Annotated in this window: 21 protein-coding genes and 1 riboswitch; of the genes, 9 read left to right on the top strand and 12 right to left on the bottom strand. The window is 57.5% G+C overall.

Annotation, left to right across the window (positions count from 1 at the left end):
* Positions 1-57 precede the first annotated feature (57 nt).
* Both H2O17_RS05410 and H2O17_RS05405 read left to right on the top strand, forming a co-directional pair.
* Complete coding sequence (locus H2O17_RS05410) at positions 58-555, top strand: PH domain-containing protein (RefSeq protein ID WP_182050783.1); 498 nt, start codon at positions 58-60, stop codon at positions 553-555.
* Positions 533-697: a hypothetical protein gene (locus H2O17_RS05405; RefSeq protein WP_182050782.1), complete on the top strand. Its 165-nt coding sequence runs from the start codon at positions 533-535 to the stop codon at positions 695-697. Before H2O17_RS05410 ends, H2O17_RS05405 begins: the two co-directional genes overlap by 23 nt.
* Here the strand turns inward: H2O17_RS05405 and H2O17_RS05400 are convergent.
* Positions 694-1,743, bottom strand: coding sequence for an LCP family protein (locus H2O17_RS05400; protein ID WP_182050781.1), 1,050 nt, complete (start codon positions 1,741-1,743; stop codon positions 694-696). The two genes, H2O17_RS05405 and H2O17_RS05400, sit on opposite strands and share 4 nt — an antisense overlap.
* A gap of 179 nt (positions 1,744-1,922) precedes the next feature.
* Here H2O17_RS05400 and H2O17_RS05395 point away from each other — a divergent pair, with 179 nt between their 5' ends.
* Both H2O17_RS05395 and rpsT read left to right on the top strand, forming a co-directional pair.
* Complete coding sequence (locus H2O17_RS05395; RefSeq protein ID WP_246311336.1) at positions 1,923-2,555, top strand: type II toxin-antitoxin system PemK/MazF family toxin; 633 nt, start codon at positions 1,923-1,925, stop codon at positions 2,553-2,555.
* Between the two features lie 162 nt (positions 2,556-2,717).
* Positions 2,718-2,984, top strand: a complete 267-nt coding sequence (gene rpsT, locus H2O17_RS05390) for a 30S ribosomal protein S20 (RefSeq protein ID WP_182050780.1) — start codon at positions 2,718-2,720, stop codon at positions 2,982-2,984.
* Positions 2,985-3,212: 228 nt separating this feature from the next.
* On the opposite strand, the gene H2O17_RS05385 is transcribed toward rpsT, so the two are convergent.
* The 9 genes from H2O17_RS05385 to H2O17_RS05345 form a co-directional block, all read right to left on the bottom strand.
* Positions 3,213-3,872, bottom strand: a complete 660-nt coding sequence (locus tag H2O17_RS05385) for a DUF4870 domain-containing protein (RefSeq protein WP_182050779.1) — start codon at positions 3,870-3,872, stop codon at positions 3,213-3,215.
* 131 nt (positions 3,873-4,003) lie between these two features.
* Positions 4,004-5,256 (bottom strand): IS3 family transposase gene (locus H2O17_RS05380; protein ID WP_246311335.1). Its coding sequence is split into 2 segments (ribosomal slippage): positions 4,004-4,965 and positions 4,965-5,256, totalling 1,254 coding nucleotides; the frame shifts between segments, so codons are not numbered across the junction.
* 244 nt (positions 5,257-5,500) lie between these two features.
* Complete coding sequence (pntB, locus tag H2O17_RS05375) at positions 5,501-6,958, bottom strand: Re/Si-specific NAD(P)(+) transhydrogenase subunit beta (RefSeq protein ID WP_182050778.1); 1,458 nt, start codon at positions 6,956-6,958, stop codon at positions 5,501-5,503.
* A 1-nt stretch (position 6,959) separates the two neighbouring features.
* On the bottom strand, positions 6,960-8,486 hold the full coding sequence (locus H2O17_RS05370; RefSeq protein WP_182050777.1) for a Re/Si-specific NAD(P)(+) transhydrogenase subunit alpha: 1,527 nt from the start codon (positions 8,484-8,486) through the stop codon (positions 6,960-6,962).
* Between the two features lie 247 nt (positions 8,487-8,733).
* Positions 8,734-9,738 (bottom strand): DNA polymerase III subunit delta, encoded by a 1,005-nt coding sequence (gene holA, locus H2O17_RS05365; RefSeq protein WP_182050776.1) that lies wholly within the window; start codon positions 9,736-9,738, stop codon positions 8,734-8,736.
* Between the two features lie 10 nt (positions 9,739-9,748).
* A complete protein-coding gene (locus H2O17_RS05360; protein WP_182050775.1) occupies positions 9,749-11,815 on the bottom strand; it encodes a ComEC/Rec2 family competence protein in 2,067 nt (688 codons plus the stop codon).
* Positions 11,816-12,157: 342 nt separating this feature from the next.
* Positions 12,158-12,988, bottom strand: coding sequence for a ComEA family DNA-binding protein (locus H2O17_RS05355; protein ID WP_182050774.1), 831 nt, complete (start codon positions 12,986-12,988; stop codon positions 12,158-12,160).
* Between the two features lie 288 nt (positions 12,989-13,276).
* Complete coding sequence (locus H2O17_RS05350; RefSeq protein ID WP_182050773.1) at positions 13,277-14,254, bottom strand: aldose 1-epimerase; 978 nt, start codon at positions 14,252-14,254, stop codon at positions 13,277-13,279.
* A 167-nt stretch (positions 14,255-14,421) separates the two neighbouring features.
* Positions 14,422-17,355, bottom strand: coding sequence for a leucine--tRNA ligase (locus tag H2O17_RS05345; protein WP_182050772.1), 2,934 nt, complete (start codon positions 17,353-17,355; stop codon positions 14,422-14,424).
* 166 nt (positions 17,356-17,521) lie between these two features.
* Between H2O17_RS05345 and H2O17_RS05340 the strand changes: the two genes are divergently transcribed.
* On the top strand, positions 17,522-17,962 hold the full coding sequence (locus H2O17_RS05340) for an HIT family protein (protein ID WP_182050771.1): 441 nt from the start codon (positions 17,522-17,524) through the stop codon (positions 17,960-17,962).
* Positions 17,963-18,157: 195 nt separating this feature from the next.
* Here the strand turns inward: H2O17_RS05340 and H2O17_RS05335 are convergent, their stop codons facing one another.
* Both H2O17_RS05335 and H2O17_RS05330 read right to left on the bottom strand, forming a co-directional pair.
* Complete coding sequence (locus H2O17_RS05335) at positions 18,158-18,850, bottom strand: vitamin K epoxide reductase family protein (RefSeq protein ID WP_182050770.1); 693 nt, start codon at positions 18,848-18,850, stop codon at positions 18,158-18,160.
* Positions 18,847-19,632 (bottom strand): HAD-IIB family hydrolase, encoded by a 786-nt coding sequence (locus H2O17_RS05330; protein WP_182050769.1) that lies wholly within the window; start codon positions 19,630-19,632, stop codon positions 18,847-18,849. The genes H2O17_RS05335 and H2O17_RS05330 overlap by 4 nt, the downstream gene beginning before the upstream one ends.
* Positions 19,633-19,896: 264 nt before the next feature.
* On the opposite strand from H2O17_RS05330, the gene H2O17_RS05325 reads away from it, so the two are divergent.
* The 4 genes from H2O17_RS05325 (at position 19,897) to H2O17_RS05310 (ending at position 23,461) form a co-directional block, all read left to right on the top strand.
* Positions 19,897-20,604, top strand: coding sequence for a purine-nucleoside phosphorylase (locus H2O17_RS05325; RefSeq protein ID WP_182050768.1), 708 nt, complete (start codon positions 19,897-19,899; stop codon positions 20,602-20,604).
* A 117-nt stretch (positions 20,605-20,721) separates the two neighbouring features.
* Positions 20,722-21,429, top strand: a complete 708-nt coding sequence (locus tag H2O17_RS05320) for a metal-dependent transcriptional regulator (protein ID WP_182050767.1) — start codon at positions 20,722-20,724, stop codon at positions 21,427-21,429.
* A gap of 246 nt (positions 21,430-21,675) precedes the next feature.
* Positions 21,676-21,761, top strand: a riboswitch (SAM riboswitch).
* Between the two features lie 6 nt (positions 21,762-21,767).
* The gene (locus H2O17_RS05315; protein ID WP_182050766.1) at positions 21,768-22,757 is read left to right on the top strand and encodes a methionine ABC transporter ATP-binding protein; all 990 of its coding nucleotides are present in this window, start codon (positions 21,768-21,770) and stop codon (positions 22,755-22,757) included.
* Entirely contained in the window at positions 22,754-23,461 is a 708-nt protein-coding gene (locus tag H2O17_RS05310) for a methionine ABC transporter permease (protein ID WP_182050765.1), read from the top strand. The genes H2O17_RS05315 and H2O17_RS05310 overlap by 4 nt, the downstream gene beginning before the upstream one ends.
* Positions 23,462-23,496: the final 35 nt, after the last annotated feature.

Below are 23,496 nucleotides of genomic sequence, written 5' to 3'. Positions count from 1 at the left end.
TGAGATTCTGGGCGATGATCGATCCAAGTTGACCTATTGTGTGACACGATTGGCTCCATGAAACTTTCACCGAAGCTACTTGGCAAAGATGAGTACGTCATTCTGCATGTGCGCACCCATCTAAAGGCGTTGTTCCCGAACATTGCTGGCAGCGTGGTGGTGATCGTTGCGGCAGTGTTGGGGGCGGTGTTTGCTCCACAAGACTGGCGGCCCGTCAGCACCTTTGTAATTGTGGCAGTGGCGTTGGTGGTCTTGGTTTTCGTGTTCGTGTGGCCTTGGCTAAACTGGCTCTTCGCCACCTACACAATAACGAATCGAAGGCTCATCACTCGCAAGGGCGTTCTAACAAAGACGGGCCACGATCTTCCTCTGTCTCGAATTTCCGATGTGTCATATGAGCACGGATTCACTGATCGAATCTTTGGATGCGGCACCTTGATTCTGCAGACTTCTGCAGACGATCCGCTACCGCTTCCCGATATTCCTCATGTCGAAAAGGTGCACGTTATGCTTACTGAGCTTCTCTTCTCCGATGCAGGAGGCAGCGAGCTCTGAGAGTTCGGAGGCGGCGCCGCAGCCTGAGAAGTGGCTCCGCGACTTCCAGTACCAGCGCCGTGCACAGCTTGGTCCAGCGCGGAGGTCTGCCCGCACCATTGCTCCGGCCAGCTTCCAGCTCGATCCGCCAGATCCGCTCTAGTCCACCGGGCGCGAAGTCAGTGTGTCTAGGGAATCCGAGTGGAGCGCAACATATGAACTGACAGTGTCGGTCTGGAAGGCCTTGGACACTGACGTCAGCGCATCCATATCCAGATTGACAATTGACTGCCCGTTATCTGAGGTGCCCGTTCCCGCTACCGGCGCGGTAAACATGATGATGTTGTCCTTGTCCAGAGAACGAAGCGACGACCCGAGCGAAACGAGATCCGTGATGCCGAGCGAATCATCAAACGAAACATACTCGCTCATGGAGTTGAGAATATCCATAATCTTGGTTGGCGAGGAAAGGGTTTCCTGAGAGAGCACCTTCTTCATAACAGCCGACATCCATAGCTGTTGGCGACGCACACGATCGAAATCGCCTCGCGGCAAACTGTAGCGTTCGCGAACAAACTTCAAGGCGTCCGCGCCATTAAGGTGCTGAGTCCCATCGGTGGTGGACACATCCACTCCCCCGACGATGTCGGTCAGCTGCTCGAAGGTTGTGAAGTCCACTGCGGCAATGTGGTCAATATGAACACCCGTAAGCTGCTCTACAGTCTTGATCGTGAGGGCCGGGCCGCCGTAAGAGTACGCCGCGTTGATCTTTGCCTCGCCAAATCCATCGATTGTCACCCATGAGTCACGCGGGATAGACATGACGGCGATGTGTTGCCGATCTCCAGAGATCTGAAGCAACATGAGTGCATCGGTGCGCTGCGCCCCGAACTTCCAGTCATTGACATCTCCGGCGGAAATCCGTGAATCTGAGCCCATAATGAGGAAGTTGACCGGGGCATCTTCGCCATCCGTAGTCGCGGCCCGAGTTGGGCGGTCAGTCAGCTCGGCAAATGGATCGCCAAGCTCCTGCATGTTGGTCACCGAGCGATTGGCGAAGTAGGCCAGAGTTGCCACAGTTCCCACAACCATCGCAAGAATTACTGTGAGTACAAGCAGAGTCACCTTGATTCCATTGGTTTTCTTCTTCGGGGTATTTCCATCGGAGGCACCCGCGAGGAAATCATCAATGCTGTCCGACTCACTCACACGATATCCATTCGTTCATTTGAGATCCTGGCGAAAGTTCAAATCCCAAGAAAGGTATGAAACATGCCTTCGGGCGCCGACGTCGAAGAACGATAAACGCCAAGCACCCAACCGCATCTATAGGTAATAATAGGCGAGATCCATATTGGTTGTTCGATCAGAGGTAGTCAATGGGAATCATGAAACGCATTGCCGGCATAGCGGGAAGCATCATCCACAGCGAAATGAAGCGCGCCCACAAGGCACCTGCCACTTCGCATTCGCAGGCATCCTTGGCCAAAAGGGCCGCCACCGTGCACCCCGAGCCCACATATGGCTCCGGTGCCACCCCTGGCTCTGGACAACCTCAAGAGCCGATGCAGGTTGCGCGTTCTTCGGCGGATCTACCCCATCGTGGCGACATTCCAAAGGTCTTCGACGTCGCAAGTCTGGGCCTGCCGCGTTTTGAGTACCGGCCGGAAGCCGACAGCGATCCCGATCCAGGAGAAGTTGTCTGGACCTGGGTCCCTTATGCAGAGGACCGCTCTCTTGGAAAGGATCGCCCGGTACTTGTGCTAGCCAAGTTCGCCAGATGCATCGTAATCGCCCAAATGACTAGTAAGGACAACGTGCGCGGCCATTCTGTCGCGTCGAACGGAGCAGAATGGATGGACATCGGCTCAGGCCAGTGGGACTCCAAAGGCCGCCCCTCAGAAGTGCGGATCGACCGATTGCTATGCGTGCATCCGGACCAAGTCAGACGCGAAGGCGCTTCCATCGATGCAGCACGATTCACAAAAGTTGTTCAAGCCATCCGTGAGATAAACCAATAACTCTGGTACAGTTAGTCCTTGGACTTCACACCTGGTCGGGTGGTAGGTCCAGCCAAAGGCACTCCACGGACACCCCACTGTCCCAGTCCCGCCGATGGCATATCCCTCACCGACCATGTACATCTATCGTCATTATGACGATTGAGTTGAAAGAGTTAACAAGTGGCAAACATCAAGTCGCAGAAGAAGCGCGTTCTCACAAATGAGAAGGCCCGTCTTCGCAACCAGGCCGTTAAGTCTGAGCTGAAGACCGTCGTTCGCAAGACCCGTGAAGCAATCGTCGCTGGCGATGCTGAGGTTGCACAAGCGAAGCTGCGCGTCGCAACTCGCAAGCTTGACGTGGCCGTCTCCAAGGGTGTCATCCACAAGAACCAGGCAGCAAACCGCAAGTCAAAGCTTGCGAGCCAGGTTGAGAAGATGGGCAAGTGAGGCTGAGCCTCTGAAGCTTTTCTATATAGCGCTAAGCCGGTGATTCCACGAGGAATCACCGGCTTTGTTATGCCTGCATTGGTAGTACGGGTGTGGTGGTTGTACGCGTGGCTTGTTCGGAGCTCAGACGGGGGATGCTCGAATGGTCGCAGCCAGCTGGTCCACCACCTGTGACTAAGCAATGATTGGGCTGCGCCAGTGCGCAGCCCAATCACGCTCGGCCCGGGATCACTTCAATACTGGGATTTGGAACGGGTAGTCGGCCGCCTCGTATCGGGCGGCAGCTAGCGCAGCCTTGATCGGGTAGTAGATCTCAAAGATGAGCACCACGATCCAGATCACCAATGAGACAGGTGCCAGTATGACTGTGAAGAGCAAGATCCAGCCAACTATGCTCGCGATGGTCATTCCAAGGCTGAAGTTGAACGAGCGGGCGGCTGCCTGACGAACGTACGGGCTTCGATCCTTATAGATCGCCCACACGATAAGTGGTCCAACGAAGCTCAGCCAACCAACTGAAATAACCATGCCCACAAGGATCGCTACGTGCGCCAGAATAGCGAACGTTCGATCGTCCTCGCGTGAGAGTTGGCCGGAACCCGGATAGGGCTCGGAACTCTGGTACTGCCACTGTTGATTCGGATCAGACTGTGTATACCCAGGGTACTGGGTGCCGAAGGGATCAGGCTGCCCGGCCTGCCAGTTCTGATTCTGGCCACCAAACGGATCAGGCTGCCCGGCCTGCCAGTTCTGATTCTGACTGTCCGAGCCGGCGTTGTAACTAGGCTGCCCCCACGGTGTGGGAGACTGCTGGCCGTCTCCAGCAGATTCGGAGGACTGCCACTGCTCACCGGAGTAGTCCGGGTAACCGGGATTATTGAGACTCATATGCCTATCATCCCCTATTGGATGCCTATCCCGCACTACCAGTTCGGGCTGGCCTCCCCGCTATTGTGCACTGCCAGTAGACAATGCCTGAGCCAACCCGTGAATCGCCCTGGGTTTAGTGGAGACTCAGCTCATTTGATTTTTACCAGTTCTTTGGCGCTGGTAACCCCAGCATAGAACTTTTCTTCGAACTCCGCAGGTGGCACGTCCCCGAGGTAGCCGTGGAGCCGCTGCGTGTTGTGCCAGTGCACCCATCCCAGCGTCGCGAGCTCGAGATCATCAACCGTTTTCCACGGCCCCGACTTCGCTGGCCCGCGCACCAGCTCAGCCTTGTAGTATCCGTTCACCGTCTCAGCGAGGGCATTGTCATAGCTGTCACCGACAGTTCCGATCGAGGGCGTCGCCCCGATCTCCGCGAGGCGTTCACCGTAGCGAATAGACGTGAATTGACTGCCCGCATCGCTATGGCAGCGCAGCGCCGGGAGGTGCTTGCCGCGTGACCATCGTGCCATCTCGATCGCGTCGAGTACCGTCTCGGTCTTCATGCTCGACGCACATCGCCAGCCCACGATCGCGCGACTGTATGCGTCAATGATGAAGCACACGTAGGCGACGCCCTGCCAGGTCGGCACGAACGTCAAATCGGTCACCCACAACTGGTTCGGCGTATCCGCCCTGAATACCCGGTTCACGAGATCAGGATGCCGCGGCATTCGCGGGTCAGGCTTCGTAGTTTTCACGCGCTTGTCCCGGCGCACGCCCTCAATCCCGAGGGCTTTCATGAGCCGGGCGACCTGATCACGGCCGATATTGATGCCCGCACGCTGCGCGGCTTTCCAGAGCTTCCGCACGCCATAGACGGAGTAGTTCGATTCCCAGAGCTCGAGCAGTCTGGGCGCGAGCTCTGCATCTCTAATTTTCCGAGCAGAGGCTGGTCTGCCATGCGCGGCATAATACGTCGACGGGGCCACCTGCAAAACCCTGCAGATGCGCTCGACCCCGAGCCTTCGGCCGGCCACGATATCGTCCTTGTTCGCGTTAATGAATCGCACTAGCTCCGGTGTTGGCGGTCGAGCTCCGCCCCGAAGAAAGACGCGGCACGTTTCAGGATTTCATTCGCGCGCTTGAGTTCACGGTTCTCTTGCTCAAGCTCTCGCATACGTGTCTGCTCGTCGGTCGTAACACCAGCTTTCACACCGTCATCGATGTCAGCTTGACGCACCCAGGAGCGCACTGACTCGACACCATAACCGAGCTGCTCAGCCACCCGCGACGTCGTTCCTTGGCTCGTACCGAGCTCGGCGCGGAGCGTTCGCACCATCCGGACCGCTGCAGCCTTTTCCTCAGTGGAATAGCGGCGTCCCTTGTTCTTATGTTGGGGCATGAATCCATTCTCCATCCGTAACTCTGGAGCCTCCATCAAACCCAGGGCGATTCACCGTGCCGCCGCCCGGCCTGCCTTAGATTCCCTGTCTGGCCGATGCTGGAGGCTTCGCAGACGGCAGGTGAAGGCTGACGCGCTGCTTGGTGGGCGTCTCCGCATTCAGGCACACCCTAGGTAGACAGAAGGTGGGTGCTCTCTGCACGTGGCAGAGAGCACCCACCTCAGCGAAGATGCGAAGTACGCGTCAAAGGTTCGCGATAATGCCCTCGACTGACTTCTTTGCGTCCCCAAGAAGCATCTGGGTGTTCGAGTTGAAGAACAGCGGGTTTTGAACACCAGCGTAGCCAGCATTACCCATCGACCGCTTGAAGACAATCACGTCCTTGGCTTCCCACACGTGCAGCACCGGCATACCTGCAATTGGTGAACCGGGTTCTTGAGCGGCGGGATTGACCGTATCATTAGCGCCAATCACGAGCACCACGTCGGTATCCGCAAAGTCATCGTTAATCTCATCCATCTCCATAACGATGTCATAGGGAACCTTGGCCTCAGCTAGGAGCACATTCATGTGGCCGGGTAGGCGCCCAGCAACCGGATGGATCCCAAACTTGACTTCGACTCCCCGATCGCGAAGCTTCCGCGTCAGATCAGCTACCGGATACTGTGCCTGAGCCACAGCCATTCCGTATCCAGGAGTAATAACTACGCTCTTGGCATCTTTGAGAAGCTGTGCCACATCGGCCTCATTGGTCTCGCGGTGCTCGCCGTAGTCCTTGACTTCTGTGGAAACGGCGCCGTCGGAACCAAATCCTCCGAGGATCACCGAGATGAACGAACGGTTCATGGCCTGGCACATGATGTAGGAGAGGTAGGCACCAGACGAACCCACGAGCGCACCTGTAATAATCAGCAGGTCGTTTCCCAAAGTGAAGCCCGCCATGGCAGCGGCCCAACCTGAATAGGAGTTGAGCATTGAAACGACCACAGGCATGTCGCCGCCACCAATTGCCAACACGAGGTGCGCGCCCAAGAGAAGCGCAATCACCGTGAGAATGATGAGCGGCGCTAGACCCGCGCTCACCGAGCGAGTATTTGCCATCCAGATGATGAGGGCGACCGAAAGAGCGATAGCCGCGAGATTGAGGTAGTTGCGTCCCGGCAATGTGAGGGGACGTCCCGATATTCTTGCCGAGAGTTTGAGATACGCAACAATGGACCCGGTGAATGTGACGGCACCGATGAATACGGCAATGCCAACTTCGCCCATGTGGAACGCGTTTTCGGGCGAGGACGTACCCGGCTGCTCAATGAACGAGTTGTAGCCCACCAGAACAGCAGCCAGACCAACGAAGGAATGCAGCATCGCGATGAGCTCAGGCATTCCGGTCATCTCGACCTTCTTTGCCTTCCATGTCCCGATGAATGCGCCGATCAGAATGGCGCCCACGATCAGCCCGATTGTGAGCACCCGGTTGTCAGAATCGCCGTCAATCACTGCCCACACGGTAGCGAGCAACGCGAAGGTCATTCCGATGATACCGAGCGTGTTGCCTCGCTGAGCAGTCTCCTGCTTAGACAGTCCGGCCAAAGCCAGAATAAACAGAATCGCTGCAAGCAGGTACGCCAATGCTTGGAATCGGGCCGTGGCCGTGTATGTATCCGTCAGAGCAGCGGAGGCTGTAATTGCCATAAGTGTCATGTCAGCTCCTCCGGAACATGTTGAGCATTCGATGAGTCACAGTGAATCCACCGAAGATATTGATTGAGGCAACGGCAGTTGCGACGAACGCAAGTACCCACACCACTGGGTGCTCCGAGCTAATCTGCAGGAGAGCACCGACGACGATGATGCCCGAAATCGCATTTGTCACCGACATCAGCGGAGTGTGCAGTGAATGTGTCACGTTGGTGATCACATAGAAGCCCACCACAACTGCTAGGCCGAACACGAAGAAGTGTCCCTGCATGCCAGATGGAGCGGTGAGGATCAACCAGACTGCGAGTGCTCCTGCAGCGATCTTCCACCACCACTTCTTCCACGCCGGTGTGGGGGCAGGTTCGGCCTCAACTACAGGCGCCGGAACTGCTGCCGCTTGGGGCGCAGCCGATACCTTCACTGGCGGCGGTGGCCACATAATTGAACCGCTGAGCGCAACCGTAACTCCGCGGACCACCTCATCATCCATGTTGAGGGTTAGCAGGCCATCCTTCTCCGGAGTTGTGAGCTTGAAGAAGTTCACAATGTTCTGGCCATACAGCTGAGACGCTTGACCGGGCAAGCGGCCAGCCAGATCAAGGTAACCGATGATTGTCACGTCATTGGTGGTACGAATGACTTCTCCGGGAACCGTGAGTTCGCAGTTTCCCCCAGAAGAAGCTCCCATATCCACTATTACCGAGCCCGGCTTCATGGCTGCGACTGCTTGTGCAGTAATGAGCCGAGGCGCTGGGCGCCCGGGAATCTGAGCTGTGGTGATGACGATGTCTGAAGCTGCTGCTTGTGCAGAGTAGACCTCGAGGGCAAGCGCTTCCTGATCCGAAGTCATCGCCTTCGCATATCCGTCCGCAGACTCCTGCTTGACAGGGATCTCGACGAACTGACCGCCCATGGACTCAACTTGTTCAGCTGCCTCGGAGCGCACATCAGTGGCCTTGACGATCGCACCCATCGAGTTCGCTGTACCAATTGCTGCGAGGCCCGCCACTCCAGCACCGATCACATAGATGGTGGCCGGCGGAACCTTGCCCGCTGCGGTCACTTGCCCAGTGAAGAGCCTGCCATAGGAGTTCGCTGCCTCAATCACAGCGCGATATCCAGCGATGTTCGCCATTGATGAGCGAACGTCCATAGACTGCGCACGCGAGATTCTGGGTACCGCATCCATTGCCAGAGCGGTCAGACCCGCATCGGCCAGCGTCTGCACGACGTCTGAATTAGCCCCGGGATTGAGTCTCGCTATGAGAGTAGCTCCCCTGCTCATCAGGCTAATCTCGGATTCGGGTGGAGCATCCAGACATGTCACAATGTCAGCTGCCCACACCTCGTTCTTCTCAGCAATAGTCGCGCCCGCCTGCCGGTATTGCTCATCAGGATAGCTCGCCTTGAGGCCAGCTCCGGATTCGACAATAACGTCGTATCCAAGTTTGATGAGTTTACCGACGGTGTCCGGGGTTGCGGCGACTAGGGACTCCCCCTCGTGGGGTTCCTTGGGTACACCTATAAGCAACCTGTGCTCCTCACGTATCAGTGCGCTATCGATCGGCTCGTATCTAGTCGGTTGCGACGCAGACCACAGCTCCGCATCGCAGTGTCAGCTTAGCTCCCACTGGGCCTTTAGCCACTTGATTTCGCTGCATGTGAGATACGCGTCCTTTGTGCAAACACGCATCGCAGATTGCGCTTACGGTATTGGTTGGGACCTTAGTCGCAGCATCCAGAAGAGGTGCCTTACTCGATCCCCTCGCTTCCGAGCCTCAGATCTTCGACGGAACGCTACGCGCCGAACCGATCCGCGCGATTGCCCGTTCAAGCGCGAACGCAGGGTCCCGCGAACCCCCTTTGACCTCGAAATCTGCATCAGCGACGGCCAGCAACGCGAGTGCCAGCCCTTCCCCGCTCCACGAGCGTAAGTCCGACTGCGCGCGCTTGAGCTGCCACGGAGCTAAGCCAGTCTCTGCCTCACTTCCCCGATGACGCGCCGCAAGAGTGAGGTTCATGCCCCGAAGCTTGAGGGCGAGCGCGTACACGATGGCCACTGGCGAAGATCCCGTCGCGATGGCGTGGCGCGAGAGTGCGATAGCACGCCCAACCTGACCTGCGATTGCGGCATCTGCTACGGCAAATCCAGTAGCTTCGTTGCGCCCAGAGTAATACCTATGAACGGCGCCTTCGTCTACGGTTCCTTCGACGTCGTCGAGCAACTGGTTCACGGCCGAAACCAACGATCGGACGTCATTACCCAACGCATCCACGAGATCGTGCACGGCGCCTTCGCCGATTCTGCGGCGGCGCCGTGCGGCAATGGACTTAACCAAATCAGCCTTTTCGGAGTCATACTTCAACGCGGGGATCTCAGCCTTCTGGAACCCTGCAGACTGAATGGCATCGAGCAGCCGCTTCCCGCGGCTTCCTCCACTGTGGCGAAGCACGAACACCACATCTGGTTCCGGAGCCTTGATGTATTCCAGTGCGTCTCGTAGGAACGCATCATTCATGTTCTTGCCGTCTTTGACGAGCACAAACCGCGCTTCTCCGAAGAGTGACGGGCTGGCAAGGTTTGCAATGTGACCTGCCGTATAGGACGAGGCTGAGAGCTTAGTAACTTCAGTTCCCGGATCGCGCTCCATGGCAAGTTCGACCAGCCTCTGCACCGCCCAGTCGCCAAGGACTTCTTCGGCATCCACCACGAGGATCACGGGGGCGAGTTCCACTTGGTCCCAGCGCAGCCCCGGATTCTTCTTGGCGCGTGCTGGCATCATGATCCTCTCACTAGTGGTCTGCGGCGCATCCCGAGACCACATCCCCATTGTCAGTCAGACTAATCGTGCCACATACGGAGGTCACGAAAACGCGTGAGAACCCGTATACGTCCAGTGCGCGGTCCGATGGATGCCCATACGTGTTCTCACCCACCGATATGAGCGTAAGAGTAGGTGCAACAGCGTTCGCGAATCTTTCCGACTGGCTCGAACTACCGTGGTGGGCCATGATGAGGACGCTAGAGGCAGGCACGGTAGCAGCCATAGCTTCCTGCTCTTCTTGTCCCACGTCAGCCATCACGATGACACCTCCAGCTACATCGATGTCTACTACAAGACTGCCCGCGTTGGGATCCGATCCAGTGGCTGCGCTTCCCTTCGGCCACAGAATTTGCGCGACTGGCCCGGATTCTCCCGTGATGGCAGTGTCCACTGTGCCCGTCTCCCAGCCGACTCCGGCGTTCTCGAGTATTTGGTCTACCCAGGCACTATTTGCCGCCGGTTCACGAACAGGTGAACGAATCACCCTGGTAACTGCCGCCGCCTCCAGTACCCCTGCGAGTCCTCCGACGTGATCGGCATGGTCATGACTTAAAACCAATACGTCTATTTGACTGATGCCCGCGCCCTCAACGCAGGTCTTCGCATCAGAGGATTCGGGACCCACGTCAACCATGATCGTTACGCCATCCACCCGCGCGATCAACGCCGAACCCTGACCCACATCGCACTGAATCACCACCCATTCCTTTGGTATGTGGGCAACACCCGTCGAGGCGGTAAGTACGAGTGCGCACACGCCAATACCGACGACGACGCCAGGCGAGGTCCAGTACGCAATGGCAAAGAGGATCACTGTGCCGATAGCGCTTGCTCGCAGCGATACTCCAGAGCCGGGCCAGTTAGCCAGTTCGCGCGCCACTGAGTCGATCCACCATGTGCACATCTGTGCGGGTAGCAGCGCAGCTTCCGCGAGCTGAGGCGCAAAAGGTGAGAGAAGTGCTGCGGAGAGCCCCGCCACGGTGAGCGGCGCAACTACTGGCGCAATCACGGCGTTTGCCAACACTCCCCACACAGAGCCTTCATCGGAGAACAATGCGAGAACCGGCAAACATGCCATCTGGGCAGCAAACGGAATCGCAATGGCATCGGCCACGGGCGCGGGCACTCGCTTCGCGAGTGCCCTGCGTAGGGGGCCGCCAAGCATGACGATTCCTGCTGTTGCGCTGGCCGATAGCAGGAACCCATAGCTGAGGGCAAGCCACGGATCCACCAGAGCGGCAGCTGTGATTGCTGCGCACAAAGCGGCCACCGCTTGAGTGGACCGGCCTACCGCGAGAGCACTGAGCACTACCACCGACATGAGAACGGCACGAATGACTGATGCTTGCGCGCCCACCAGAAGCACCAGTGCAACCACGGATCCGAGGCATATAGCCGCGGTAATCGGAGTGTTGCGGCGACCAACTATCGCAATGACAATTCCGGTGACGATGGAAATGTGACCGCCGGAAACCGCAATCAGATGAGTCAGCTGCGTCACCTTCATTGCATCAGTCAACTCAAGTGTTGCCCGGGTGTCATCACCAAGCGCAACGCCCGGCACCAAACCCTGGGCGTGGACTGGTTTGTGTTTCAGAAGCCCAGTGAGCGCGGTGTCCACTCTGGCTACGAACTGTGCCGAGGTGTTCCCGCTTCCTTCGAGCGTTCCCGAAATGATACGCACGCGCACGGCTTCGCGATCCTCTGGCCCTGATTGCGCGACAGTTCCTGTAAAGGAGAGTACTTGGCCCGCCAATGCCTCACAAGGTAGGCCCTGCAGCAGTACGCGCGTGGAGCGGGAGAGTCTGACTGGCGAATTGCGCACATTGAGATCTACGGGAACTCCACTGACTTCACAAGAAGATTCGCCCCATGGCGTCTGGCTATGGCTGACACGCCCGAGCACCCGAACCCTTCCAGTTACAGTGCCGCCTGTTTCAACCGCGTGCACCAGTTCATCAGGCCGAGATGCATGTACATGCAACGAACACATCATGCCTGCTGGGATTGCGACCGCTCCGGCGAGCGCAACCATTATGCATACGCGCCAACAGGTATTCCTCCGCTCCCCACCGGGCACCTTTCCCGCACTTTCCCTGTGCCTGTAGCCGCCCGGATGCCTTGTGCTCTTCACCAGCCTTTCCCTGCCTGCAAAGGCTTCGTCGCTGAACTGGCTCTCACTGATCACTCGCACCATCCCGCTCGATTGCTTCTCCCAACGCATGGAAAGGAGGGCTACACCTGACACCATGACGCAACCCGCAACCAACCACACCCACCAGGGCTGAGTAGTCGCAAAGCCCAGCTTGGCTCCGGCAAGGGCACCGATCCCGACGGGAAGGAGACGCATATCTTGACGCACTGCGAGCTCTTCGCGTCAGACAGTCACGAGATCACGGAACTTGGCCAGTGTGGCTTCGCCAATTCCCGAGACGGCAAGGAGATCCTCCACAGACCCGAATGGACCATTCGTCTGCCTCCATTCGATGATGGCGGTTGAGAGTGACGGACCGATGCCGGGAAGAGTTTGCAGGGTGGCGGCATCAGCTGAGTTGATATTGACGAGCTCCGAGCCGCCCGAGCCGCCTTCCGCATCACCAGAACCAGCCTGCGAAGAGACGGCTTCGCCTACCTCAGGAACATGAATGTGTGCACCATCGGCTACCGGGGCAGCAAGGTTGATTGCGTTGGGATCCGCGCTGGGAGTCAAGCCACCAGCCAGCTCAACGAAATCGTTCACACGGGAGTCAGTTGGTCCCGAGTAGACCCCAGGAGACTCCACCGCGCCTGATATGTATGCAACTATCGTGGCGGCCGCTGAAGCCGATTCGGTTGCCACCACCGTGCTTGTTGCTGTGGAAGGTTCTGGGAGGCTACCTTCATCGCTGAGAGCAACTGTGCTTGAAGTCTGCGTGGCGAGCCACATCCACGTTGCTGCCAGCGCAACCATCATGGCCATCCCGACGGTCTTCAGCGCCCGTCCATTCAGGAACCACCGGGTGCGCGGGCCCAGCGGGGTTAGGGCTGCCACATCCTCGCCAGTACCTGAGGCCAGTGCCAAGCTTGCGAACCCCCTGCGACTATCATCGCCAGATGGGTTCAAGTCATCCGATTCCACGGCCGCAGATTCGAGCGCGCTGAGGCGTTCTTCAGGAGTCAGAGACATCTGGCGTGGAGGAACGGCCGAACGCGGCGGAGGGCGAAGCATGCAACGAGTTTTTCTCAAATGCGGATGCTTCGCTCACGCAGACTAAGCAATGTGAATTGGTAAACCGGCCAATCATCCTGTGGATCGCAAAGGAGCTCCACACCTTCCAGCTAGGGAGACCGGCAGTCCCTTTCCCACCTGACGATATGGAAGACCCGTCTTACGTCACGAGCACCGCCCCTACTCCGCCAGAGTACGGTAGCCAAACGCGACCCTAACAGGACTGTACCTGGAAGACCGGTACCTTTACGCGACCCTCCCCCAAAATCCTCTAACTTGACGCCGCCCCTACTTGGAAGGCCGGTAGCTCAGCGTTGCCGTCAGCGAGCGAGTTTCACCCGACTCCAGCGGGATCCGAGAAGCCTGATCCGCACGATTGAACGCGTCAGGGATCGCTGAACAAGGTTCCAGGGCAATCGACTTACGTGAGTTACGAGGCAGATTGTCAGCAGTGAAGACGTGAACAACAGGTGCTTCACTTGGTTCCTGAGTGAGGAGAATCTGCGTACCACGGGCCGGGTTGGTCACGGATGTCACGACGACGCCGTCTTCGTTTGGTACGAGTTGGGTGAAAGACTGGTCGATCTTCTCCGAGCCAAGGTAATCGTGCCGGGCAGGCGAGGCGATACCGGCAAAGGCGGCATCTCCTGTCAGTGGAATCAACCGATTATCGGTCAGGACCTTTGCCCGAGCGGGAATGCTCAGCGAAAGATTCGATATGCCGTCCATCGAAGGCATCTTCAGGTATGGATGCCATCCAATCGAAACCGGAGCCCTTGACTCGCTGACGTTTGTCGCGTCAATCGTGAGCGAAAGGTGTTCAAACCCGCTTACGCCGCCCTCAAGGGAGAAGATCACAGAGATCTCCAGATCCCACGGATATGCATCGCTTGCGTCTAGACGGGAGGTGAGCCGCAAGGCATCCCCCGCTGGAACCCGGGTAAACTCAAGCTCTGCAGTTAAGCCACCAAGTCCAGCGATCTCCGGCGAAGAAACCGTATGGCTAGCGCCGTCAAAACTGAACTTCCCTGAAGCGATCCGCCCACACCATGGAGCCATGATGAGGCACCGGGCATCGAAGTGAGCATCTAGCTCATCGCCGTCGATATACCCATCGATAACCTCGTGAGTTTCGGATGGCTGCCACGAAAGCAACGTGGCACCACGTTCTGCAACCAGAGCACTTGGACCATCCGGAGAAACGAGTCTCCATGCGCGATGTCCGAAGAAGTCCTCTTCCTCGATGGAGGTGGCAAAAGCGACCATGACATGCCTTTCTTGTGAGCTGCATACACCCGGTTGCATTCAGCTGCGTAGTTGTGTGGCGTGAGGCAGCCAACGGTGGATCCAAACCACACAATGGCATTGGCTGTTTCACTAGAAAGTACACCCAGAAGGCGCACCTATCCACCGATTCTCAGCGATCAAACACTTTACGGAACGATATTCACGAGGTTTGGAGCACGGACGATGACCTTACGTGGCTCACCATCCAAGTACTTCTGCACCTTCTGCGAAGCCAGTGCAAGAGCCGTCAGGTCCTCACTACTAATGTCAGCTGCAACTTCCAAAAGATCGCGCAGCTTGCCCTTGACCTGAACCACGCACTTGACCGTGGAATCCACCAACAGTGATTCGTCCTCCACAACTGGGAACGGTTCACGTGCCAATGATTGGCCATGGCCAAGCTTGTTCCACAGCTCCTCGGCCACATGTGGCGCAACCGGGGCAACCATGAGAATCAAGCTTTCCGCAGCCTTGCGCGGTACAGCATTCAGGCTGGTCAGATGGTTGTTGAGGATGATCATCTTCGCCACGGCCGTGTTAATCCGCATCCCATCGTATTCCGCAGTGACGTCAGCGATGGTACGCGCTAGAAGCTTCGCGGTTTCCGCATCAGGTTCGCTCTCCACAACAGTGACCGCGCCGGTTGTCTCATCAACAACGTTTCGCCACAAACGCTGGAGGAAACGCTGCGAACCAACTACAGCGCGGGTCTCCCACGGGCGTGACACATCGAGCGGGCCCATTGACATTTCGTAGACCCGGAACGTATCAGCTCCGTACTCCTCGCACATGGTGTCAGGTGTCACGATGTTCTTGAGCGACTTGCCCATCTTGCCGTACTCGCGGTGAACTGTCTGGCCGTTCCATACGTAAGCAGGTTCGCCGTCGTCGCCAATACCGGACTCTTCGACTTCATCAGCAGGCACGTACTGGCCGCGCGAATCGGTATACGCGTAGGCCTGAACGTAGCCCTGGTTGAACAGCTTGTGGAAGGGCTCGAAGGAACTGACATAGCCCAGATCAAAGAGGACCTTGTGCCAAAAACGCGCATAGAGCAAGTGCAGAACCGCATGCTCGACGCCACCAACATACAAGTCAGTGCCACCAGAAATGTTGCCGTTCTCCGGGCGCGGGCCCATCCAGTAAGACTCATTCTCAGGCGCGCAGAACGTATCCGGGTTGGTTGGATCCGCATAGCGAAGCTCATACCAGCACGAACCCGCCCACTGTGGCATGGTGTTCGTATCGCGGTGATACTTCTTCAGGCCATCACCCAGATCAAGTTCGACTTCCACCCAGTCCGAGGCGCGGCCCAGCGGTGGTTCAGGCGAAGAATCCGCATCTTCCGGATCGTATGACTTCGGGGAGTAATCGCTGATCTCCGGCAGTTCGATGGGTAGTGCGGACTCCGGAAGTGCGTGCACATTGCCGTCGGCGTCCCAGACCACAGGGAATGGTTCACCCCAATACCGTTGGCGGGAGAACAGCCAATCGCGCAGGCGGTGAGTCACGGTGGCGTGACCCTTTCCGGTCTGCTCCAGCCACGCGGTCATGGCGGCCTTGGCCTCATCCTTCTCGAGGCCGTTGAGATCAAGCGCGTCATGTGCGGAGTCGACGGCGACGCCGCCCGCGGTGTACGCACTCACCGTCAGGTCCGGACCGTATGGATCTTCGGCAGGTCCGATGGTCCGCACAATATCCAGTTCGTACTTGTTCGCAAATGCCCAGTCACGATCATCGTGCGCAGGAACGGCCATGATCGCACCGGTTCCGTAACCCATGAGCACGTAGTCAGCGACGAACACGGGGATCTGCTTGCCGTTAACGGGGTTCACGCCAAACAATCCAGAGAATACGCCTGTCTTTGTGCGGCCCTCATCTGCGCGTTCAACTTCAGATTTGTGCGCTGCATCGGCCCGATAGGCAGCGACTGCATCGGCTGGAGTGGCAAACCCACCCGTCCAAGCTTCCTTCGTACCTTCCGGCCATACGGCTGGAACAGTGAGTTCTGAGGCATCATCAGACGCACCGGGCATGGTGCCGCCCAAGATCTCATGCTCTGGTGCCACGACCATGAAAGTCGCACCGAACAAGGTATCGGGGCGCGTTGTGTAAACCTCAAGCGCTGCTCCGCCCGCTGCTGGAACGGTGAATGTAACCGAAGCACCTTCAGACCGGCCGATCCAGTTGCGCTGCATGGAGCGGACCTTCTCTGGCCAATCGATGGTGTCCAGATCATCGACAAGGCGGTCTGCAAAGGCCGTGATCCGCATCATCCACTGACGCAGATTCCGTTTGAACACAGGGTAATTGCCACGCTCGGAACGGCCGTCAGCCGTCACTTCTTCGTTGGCAAGCACAGTGCCCAATCCTGGGCACCAGTTCACGGGCGCCTCGGATACATAGGCGAGGCGGAATCCGTCAACAACCTCGTTCTGTTCGCGTGGGGTCAGCTCCAGCCACGAACGACCATCCGGAACAGCTACTTCTCCTGAAGCCAGCTTCTCGCGAAGCTCAGTGACAGGACGAGCGGCCCCGATGCCACGGCCGTCGCGGCGCGGCGCGTTCGGGTCAAACCAAGAATTGAACACCTGGAGGAAAATCCATTGAGTCCACTTGACATATTCAACGTCCGTCGTCGCGAACGAGCGGCGCACATCATGTGAAAGGCCAATACGGTGGAGTTGGCGCCGCATGTTCTCAATATTCTGCTCCGTGGTGATCCGCGGATGCTGCCCTGTCTGAACGGCATACTGTTCAGCAGGCAAACCAAAAGCGTCATAGCCCATGGTGTAGAGGACGTTCTTGCCCTTCATGCGCTGGTAGCGCGCCACAGTGTCAGTCGCGATGTAGCCAAGCGGGTGGCCAACATGGAGGCCCTTGCCGGAAGGGTAAGGGAACATATCGAGAATGTAGAACTTTTCGGCTGGCACTTCACCCGCGAGATCCCCAACTGGGTTGCTCGCGTTGAAGGTACCCTCAGAATCCCACCGTTCTTGCCACTGTGCCTCAATCTGACTGGCCAGATTGGCTGTGTAGCGGAACGGGGTAGCTTCGACGCCGGACGCCTGCGTACTCATTGCTCTCCTTTGACACGCACGTGATGTGCTCATAATCCATAGATAAGACTATCTCAGGGGGGCCGAAGCCTTGGAATTGCCCGCTGTGAGACGTAGCAAGCCAGCCCACCGCAGAAGTGCCACCGCGCTCCCCCACAACGCTGCTCTCACGCTCTAGACTGGCTTTATGAGCGTCTTTACTGAGATCATCGCTGGAAATATCCCCGGCCGGTTCGTCTATGCGGATGAAACGTGCGTCGTCTTCGCCACGATCGAACCAATCAATTACGGGCACATGCTCGTGGTTCCACGAGCCGAGGTATCGCGCTTCACAGAGCTCAGTGAACAGACCTTTGCTCATATAAGTGTGGTAGCTCAACGTGTTGGCCGTGCCCAAGAACGCGCATTTGACATCTCACGGGCCATGACCATGATTGCTGGGATGGAGGTACCACACGTACACATCCACGTGATTCCCGCACGCAGTGAGGCAGATATCGTGTTCGCGAACGCGATGCACGATGTGCCAGCCGAGCGAATGGATGAGGATACTGAAAAGGTCCGCGTAGCACTTCGCGAACTGGGTTTTGGCGAAAGTGTTCCAGAGGATATGTACAAGCTTGCGTGAGGCTAAGGCCCCGCAATCGCCATACGTGCAGAAAGTGCGCGGATCGTATCTGGTCCGCGCACTTTCCGCATTTAGGCATTGTCAAGGTATGGACGTTGCTTGGGTTTAGGCATTGTCAAGGTATGGACGTTGCTAGGTTGTACCGTTGCTAATGCTCAGGCGTTGCTAGGCAAAGTACCCACGCCTTACACATTGTCAGAGAACAATCTTCCACGTATCCCAGAAGATCACCACTGCCATGACCACCACCACGGCGTAGACCGCGGCCACGATCCACCACCGGCCGTGAACCAAGAAACGGCGTGCCGCATCAGGCACAGGGAAGTGCCCGGCCTGCGCAGAACGCGCGAGGACCTGCACGATCAGCGGGATCGTGACAAACCATGTGACCAAGCAATACGGGCAAAGAGCGCGCTCAACGAAGAATGCCGTGTGCTGGAACCAGACCAACCATGCGGCTGCCAGAACCACTGCGACATCAAGTGCTCGCCACAGCCACACCCCGAAGCGACCCTTTGTGGCAAGGACCATCCCCAATGCGGTGATTCCGCCAAAGAAGGCGAGCCCAAAGATCGAATTGGAGATCCCGAAAAACAGCGTATTGAACTCGGAAGTCAGGAACTTGCCGCAGCCAATGAGCGGGTTGATATCGCATGAGAGGTTTGCAGTCGGATTCTGGAGCAACTCCTTCTCCGCAAGAAGAAGCTCCAGGGATGCGAACATCCCCAGCACGCCCGCGACCATCATGACGATCGCTTGCTCCAGAGGAGCTCCACCATCTTTCTGAGCCTGGGATGGTTCAGCGTTCCGCTTGGCTTCTACTTTGGCCAGAAAAAGGTCAAGTTCGTCATCCGAAAGTTCCTCAACCGTTCCGTTGGATCCGTTCATGACGCCTGCCCCACAGTTAGTACCTCACGGCTTGGCTGCCCACAGTAGCCTTCAATGAAGGCCGCGGTGTCTTCCCAATCAGTGACTGGGTGGGCAGCAATCCCGAGCCGAAGCACTGGGTAATCGTTGCCATCTTCATCGAGGCGATCACCAACAAACAGCATGTCCTTGATCGCGATTCCAGTCTGCTTGGAGAGTTCCTCAATGCCGTATGCTTTATCGATTCCCCGCCGGGTGATGTCGACGGATGTTGATCCTCCGGATCTCACTTCCAAATCGGGGATACGTTTGGCGACGGCGGCGCGCAGCTCTTTCTTCTTTGACCCGCTCGGATCCCATGCTTTCTTTGCTTCAAGCGGAGCCTGTTGGCCCAGCGCTGAGAAGGTGATTTGGGAGCCACGATCTTCCAGGATTGGACCCCACGTTTGCTCTTCCCAGAGGTTGCGGCGCCGTGCTTCATCTTCCACAGCCGCGAGCGCACGATCACGCTCATCTTGGGTGAGGTTGCGAGCATAGACGTCCTGCCAAGCTCCGTTGGTGTACACCATGTAGCGCGTACCACACGTGGGCATGAGGTGTAAGCGGGAAAGCTGTTGGTCTGTTGCGTGGAGATTCTCAAGCAACTGTGACTCAAACTGCCCAAACTGACCTCCGGATATCACGCACACTTGCGCGACATCCAGCAACGCCTCCAGCGCCTTCGCCATTCGATCCGGCAATGGAGATTTAGAGGGTGCCAAAGTGTCATCTAGATCAAACGCCACGAGTTCAAATCCACTCATAGTTCTCTTTCCGATTGCTTGACGTAGGGCGAGCTGCCGCGAGTTCACTTGGCGCTCTCTTTGAGTCTGCCGACCATACTCGCTGTGCGAACATACGCAGTGCACTTTACCGGCTTCAGCTCACCGGCAGTAGTAAGCGTGTTCAGCGGGCAGCTTACAACCAGCAGTGAGGCTAGGACCCTGCGGACCCAACGCTCGGCAACTAGAATGCTTGGACCGGACCACACAATGCCCGCTGAAGCGGTCAGAACAGGAGACATGACAGTGGCTACACCCCACATCGCTGCCGAACCCGGAGACTTCGCACCCGCAGTGCTCATGCCAGGAGATCCCAAGCGTGCGCAACGCATGGCTGCACTTCTGATGCCCGATGCCAAGCAGGTCACAGACGTACGCGGCATCGGCGGTTACACCGGCACATACCAAGGCAAACCTCTCTCCATCATGGCCTCAGGAATGGGCCAGCCCTCCCTCGCGATCTACGCCACAGAGCTGTACAGCTTCTTCGGCGTAGAACGCATCATCCGAGTTGGTACGTGCGGCGGGCTTTCGAGTTCCGTCAAGGCGGGCGACGTCGTGGTCGCAATCGGCGCGCACACCGATGGCGTACTCAATACGCAACTGTGCCCCGGAATCAACTTTTCTGCCACGGCTTCGTGGCCGCTTCTCAAGGCAGCAATGGAAGCCGCCGGAGACGATCCAGCAGTGAAGGTTGGCCCAGTTATCTCTCGTGACCGTTTCTACGGCGTGCCCGTGGAGGAATCGGAGCGGCTGGCTTCCCTCGGAACGCTGGGCGTTGAGATGGAGGCGGCAGGTCTCTATGGGATCGCTGCGGACCTTGGCAAAGAAGCCCTAGCCGTCCTAACGGTCTCCGATCACATTTTTGACGAAACGCAGAACATGACCGCTCAGGAGCGCGAGACAAAGTTTGAGAAGGCGCTGCACATCGCCGCAGCCGCAGCATTAAGCTGACCCGGTTGGTCGGGGCACGTGTTGCCCCGACCAACTCTTCCCAGCAAGACTAGTGTGTGGGATTCCCATGTAGGGAGCCCGCCACGAACAGACGAAACCAGCAGTGAACGGATCACATTGGCACTGACAGCATCGAGCGAAGACTACTTGCGAGCTATCTGGAAGCTTGGCGAATGGCAGGATCATCCCGTCACATCCGGCGAGCTGGCCAAAACACTTGGCCTATCTCCTTCGACTGTCTCTGAAGGCGTGGGAAAACTTGTGGGGCTCGGCTTTGTTCGCCACGCACCTTACGGCGCAATCTCCCTCACCGATGCTGGGCGTGCTCAAGCCGCCCGAATGGTTCGTATTCATCGTCTCCTTGAAACAGGCCTAGTTGAGATCTTTGGCTACACATGGGACGAGGTACACGATGAAGCCGAACACCTAGAGCACGCGGTTTCCGATCTGTTCATTGAGAGGCTGGATGGCGCACTGGGCTTTCCCAAGCGCGATCCACATGGGGATGTTATTCCAAACGCCGACGGTTCGGAGTACCTCGTTGTTCCCGAAGGCGACGCGCTTTCTTCGCTTGAGGCTGGTGCAACAGGCATCATTGAACGGGTCTCCGATGAGGATTCTGATGTGCTGATCTACCTGCGGGACGAGGGCTTGATACCCGGCGCACAACTCCGTGTTCTTTCCGTGAGCCGTGGCGTGGGCATGATGAGCCTCCAAGTGGAGGGAAAGCCCACCAGAATCTCATTGACTTCGGCCCGAACGGTGATCGTTGCGCCCACGGTAGAGCAAAGCATCGATCGTTCCGAGGAAGACGAAATCTCCTAAGAGTGCCACCTCACCACAGATCATGTGAAATGGGCTTGTTCCCAAATAATCGCGCAGACGGCGCGCGTATAACTCCCTGTCCATGAAGCAATTCTGCAGGAAGGTGCGGACAGATTTCGGGGAGCTGACGCGCACTCGGTGAGCCGAACTCCAGCAACCACAGCAGTGGCACCCACCACTTGTTGGACTTATGTCACATCTTGAAACACTTGGTAGTTCAGGCCCTTTCGTGGTTTGCTTAGCATCAGTTCATCAAGAGCAGCTGAGAGACGTGGCTCGCAGAAGCTGCAGCAACCCGGTAAGCCGGGTGCTTCCGCCACGATCGATGGAGGCGAAACATGATCGAATTGAAGGACGTGCGCAAGGTTTACCCGCGCCGTGGTGAGGAAGACGTCGTCGCGCTTGACGGCATCTCACTCACCGTTCCTTCTGGCGAGATTCATGGAATCGTTGGCGAATCCGGCGCAGGCAAGTCAACTCTTATCCGGTGCCTCACTGCATTGGAGAAGCCTTCTTCAGGATCGATCTTGGTGGATGGCAACAATCTTTCTGAACTCCCTGCCAACGAGCTTCGCGATGCGCGGCGCACAATCGGCATGGTGTTTCAGGGCGCAAATCTACTTGATGCCCGTACCGCCGCAGGAAACATCGCATATCCTCTTCGACTAGCTGGGCTAAGCAAAGGTGAGACGCGCGATCGCGTAGGTGAGATGCTGCGGCTCGTCGGTATTGCGGACAGGTCCAGTTCCTTCCCATCTCAGCTCTCTGGCGGCCAACGCCAGCGTGTTGGCATCGCACGTGCTATGGCTGACAGCCCGTCAGTTCTGTTGTGCGATGAACCCACGTCCGCTTTGGATACTGAGACCACTGACCAGATCCTTGGCCTGCTCAAATCGGTTAGGGATACCTACGGTGTCACGGTCCTCATCATCACTCATGAGATGGGCGTCGTGCGCAAGATCTGTGATTCCGTCACTCTCCTTGACCACGGCCGGATCGTATCGAGCGGACCAGTCAGCGAAGTCGTATCCGATGTCAGTTCACCACTTGCACGTCAAATCGTTCCGAATCCATCGCTTGATCGCGACGACGTCGTCGGAAAGACGATCATTGATGTCGCGTTCACGTCGCGTCCAGGCGAACCAACTGGGTCCCGAGTGATGGCCATGGCAGCTGAGCTGGGCGCGGATATTGGCGCAGGAACGTTCGAAACGCTTGGGAATGTGCAAGTTGCCCGCTTAGCGCTCACACTCGATCCTGACCGGGCAGACGAAGCCATTGACTCGTTCTCAAAGGCTGGCATTGTTGCGGAGGTGCGCTCCGCATGATCACGCCACTTGCTTCCACCGCTTCAGTTCTTGCTGCCGATACATGGTTCCAGAACCCCATCATTGAGCAGGGCCTCATGCCTGCTTTGGGTGAAACCCTTCTTATGGTGTTCTGGTCCAGCCTCTTTTCCATTATCTTCGGACTACTCATCGGTATCGTGTTGACAGCAACCAAGCCGGAAGGTCTGCTGCCCAATCGCGCGCTGTATCAGGTGTTGGCGTTCATTGTGAATGTGGGACGTTCAATTCCATTCATCATCCTCATGTTCGTCATGATCCCGCTCACCCGGGCCGTGGTTGGGTCAGCTACAGGTTGGCTGGGCGCCACGGTGCCCCTCACCATTGCCGCAATTCCCTACTTCGCGCGCCTCGTTGAATCGAACCTCACCGGAGTCGAACAAGGCAAAGTAGAGGCAGCGCAGATGATGGGCGCCTCGCGGTCTCGAATTCTCAGCGGTGTACTGGTTCGCGAAGCAATGCCAGCACTCATTCAGTCGGCCACTATTCTCATCATTACCTTGGTCGGCTACTCCGCTATGGCGGGCGCCGTTGGTGGCGGCGGACTTGGGCAGATGGCCATTAACTACGGCTACTACCGCCCAATGGCAGATGTTCTTGTGATCCTCGTTGTGGTCATAGTCGTAATTGTGAACGTCATCCAACTTGCTGGCGACATGCTTAGCCGGCTGGTAGACCACCGCTGAGGCGCTACCAGCCGGGTTCAGGTTCACAAGGTCCT

The organism is Changpingibacter yushuensis (assembly GCF_014041995.1).
GTDB classification, from domain to species: Bacteria; Actinomycetota; Actinomycetes; order Actinomycetales; family Actinomycetaceae; genus Changpingibacter; species Changpingibacter yushuensis.
This window is presented reverse-complemented; position numbering and strand designations above follow the sequence as displayed.

Excerpts from the sequence above, each read along its gene's own strand:
- H2O17_RS05395 (WP_246311336.1), top strand. The coding sequence starts at position 1,923 with ATGAAACGCATTGCCGGCATAGCGGGAAGCATCATCCACAGCGAAATG.
- H2O17_RS05360 (WP_182050775.1), bottom strand. The coding sequence starts at position 11,815 with ATGGTTGCGCTCGCCGGAGCGGTCGCAATCCCAGCAGGCATGATGTGT.
- H2O17_RS05410 (WP_182050783.1), top strand. The coding sequence starts at position 58 with ATGAAACTTTCACCGAAGCTACTTGGCAAAGATGAGTACGTCATTCTG.
- H2O17_RS05345 (WP_182050772.1), bottom strand. The coding sequence starts at position 17,355 with ATGAGTACGCAGGCGTCCGGCGTCGAAGCTACCCCGTTCCGCTACACA.
- H2O17_RS05340 (WP_182050771.1), top strand. The coding sequence starts at position 17,522 with ATGAGCGTCTTTACTGAGATCATCGCTGGAAATATCCCCGGCCGGTTC.
- H2O17_RS05315 (WP_182050766.1), top strand. The coding sequence starts at position 21,768 with ATGATCGAATTGAAGGACGTGCGCAAGGTTTACCCGCGCCGTGGTGAG.
- H2O17_RS05335 (WP_182050770.1), bottom strand. The coding sequence starts at position 18,850 with ATGAACGGATCCAACGGAACGGTTGAGGAACTTTCGGATGACGAACTT.
- H2O17_RS05405 (WP_182050782.1), top strand. The coding sequence starts at position 533 with ATGCAGGAGGCAGCGAGCTCTGAGAGTTCGGAGGCGGCGCCGCAGCCT.
- H2O17_RS05355 (WP_182050774.1), bottom strand. The coding sequence starts at position 12,988 with ATGCTTCGCCCTCCGCCGCGTTCGGCCGTTCCTCCACGCCAGATGTCT.
- H2O17_RS05330 (WP_182050769.1), bottom strand. The coding sequence starts at position 19,632 with ATGAGTGGATTTGAACTCGTGGCGTTTGATCTAGATGACACTTTGGCA.
- H2O17_RS05385 (WP_182050779.1), bottom strand. The coding sequence starts at position 3,872 with ATGAGTCTCAATAATCCCGGTTACCCGGACTACTCCGGTGAGCAGTGG.
- holA (WP_182050776.1), bottom strand. The coding sequence starts at position 9,738 with ATGATGCCAGCACGCGCCAAGAAGAATCCGGGGCTGCGCTGGGACCAA.
- H2O17_RS05350 (WP_182050773.1), bottom strand. The coding sequence starts at position 14,254 with ATGGTCGCTTTTGCCACCTCCATCGAGGAAGAGGACTTCTTCGGACAT.
- H2O17_RS05310 (WP_182050765.1), top strand. The coding sequence starts at position 22,754 with ATGATCACGCCACTTGCTTCCACCGCTTCAGTTCTTGCTGCCGATACA.
- pntB (WP_182050778.1), bottom strand. The coding sequence starts at position 6,958 with ATGACACTTATGGCAATTACAGCCTCCGCTGCTCTGACGGATACATAC.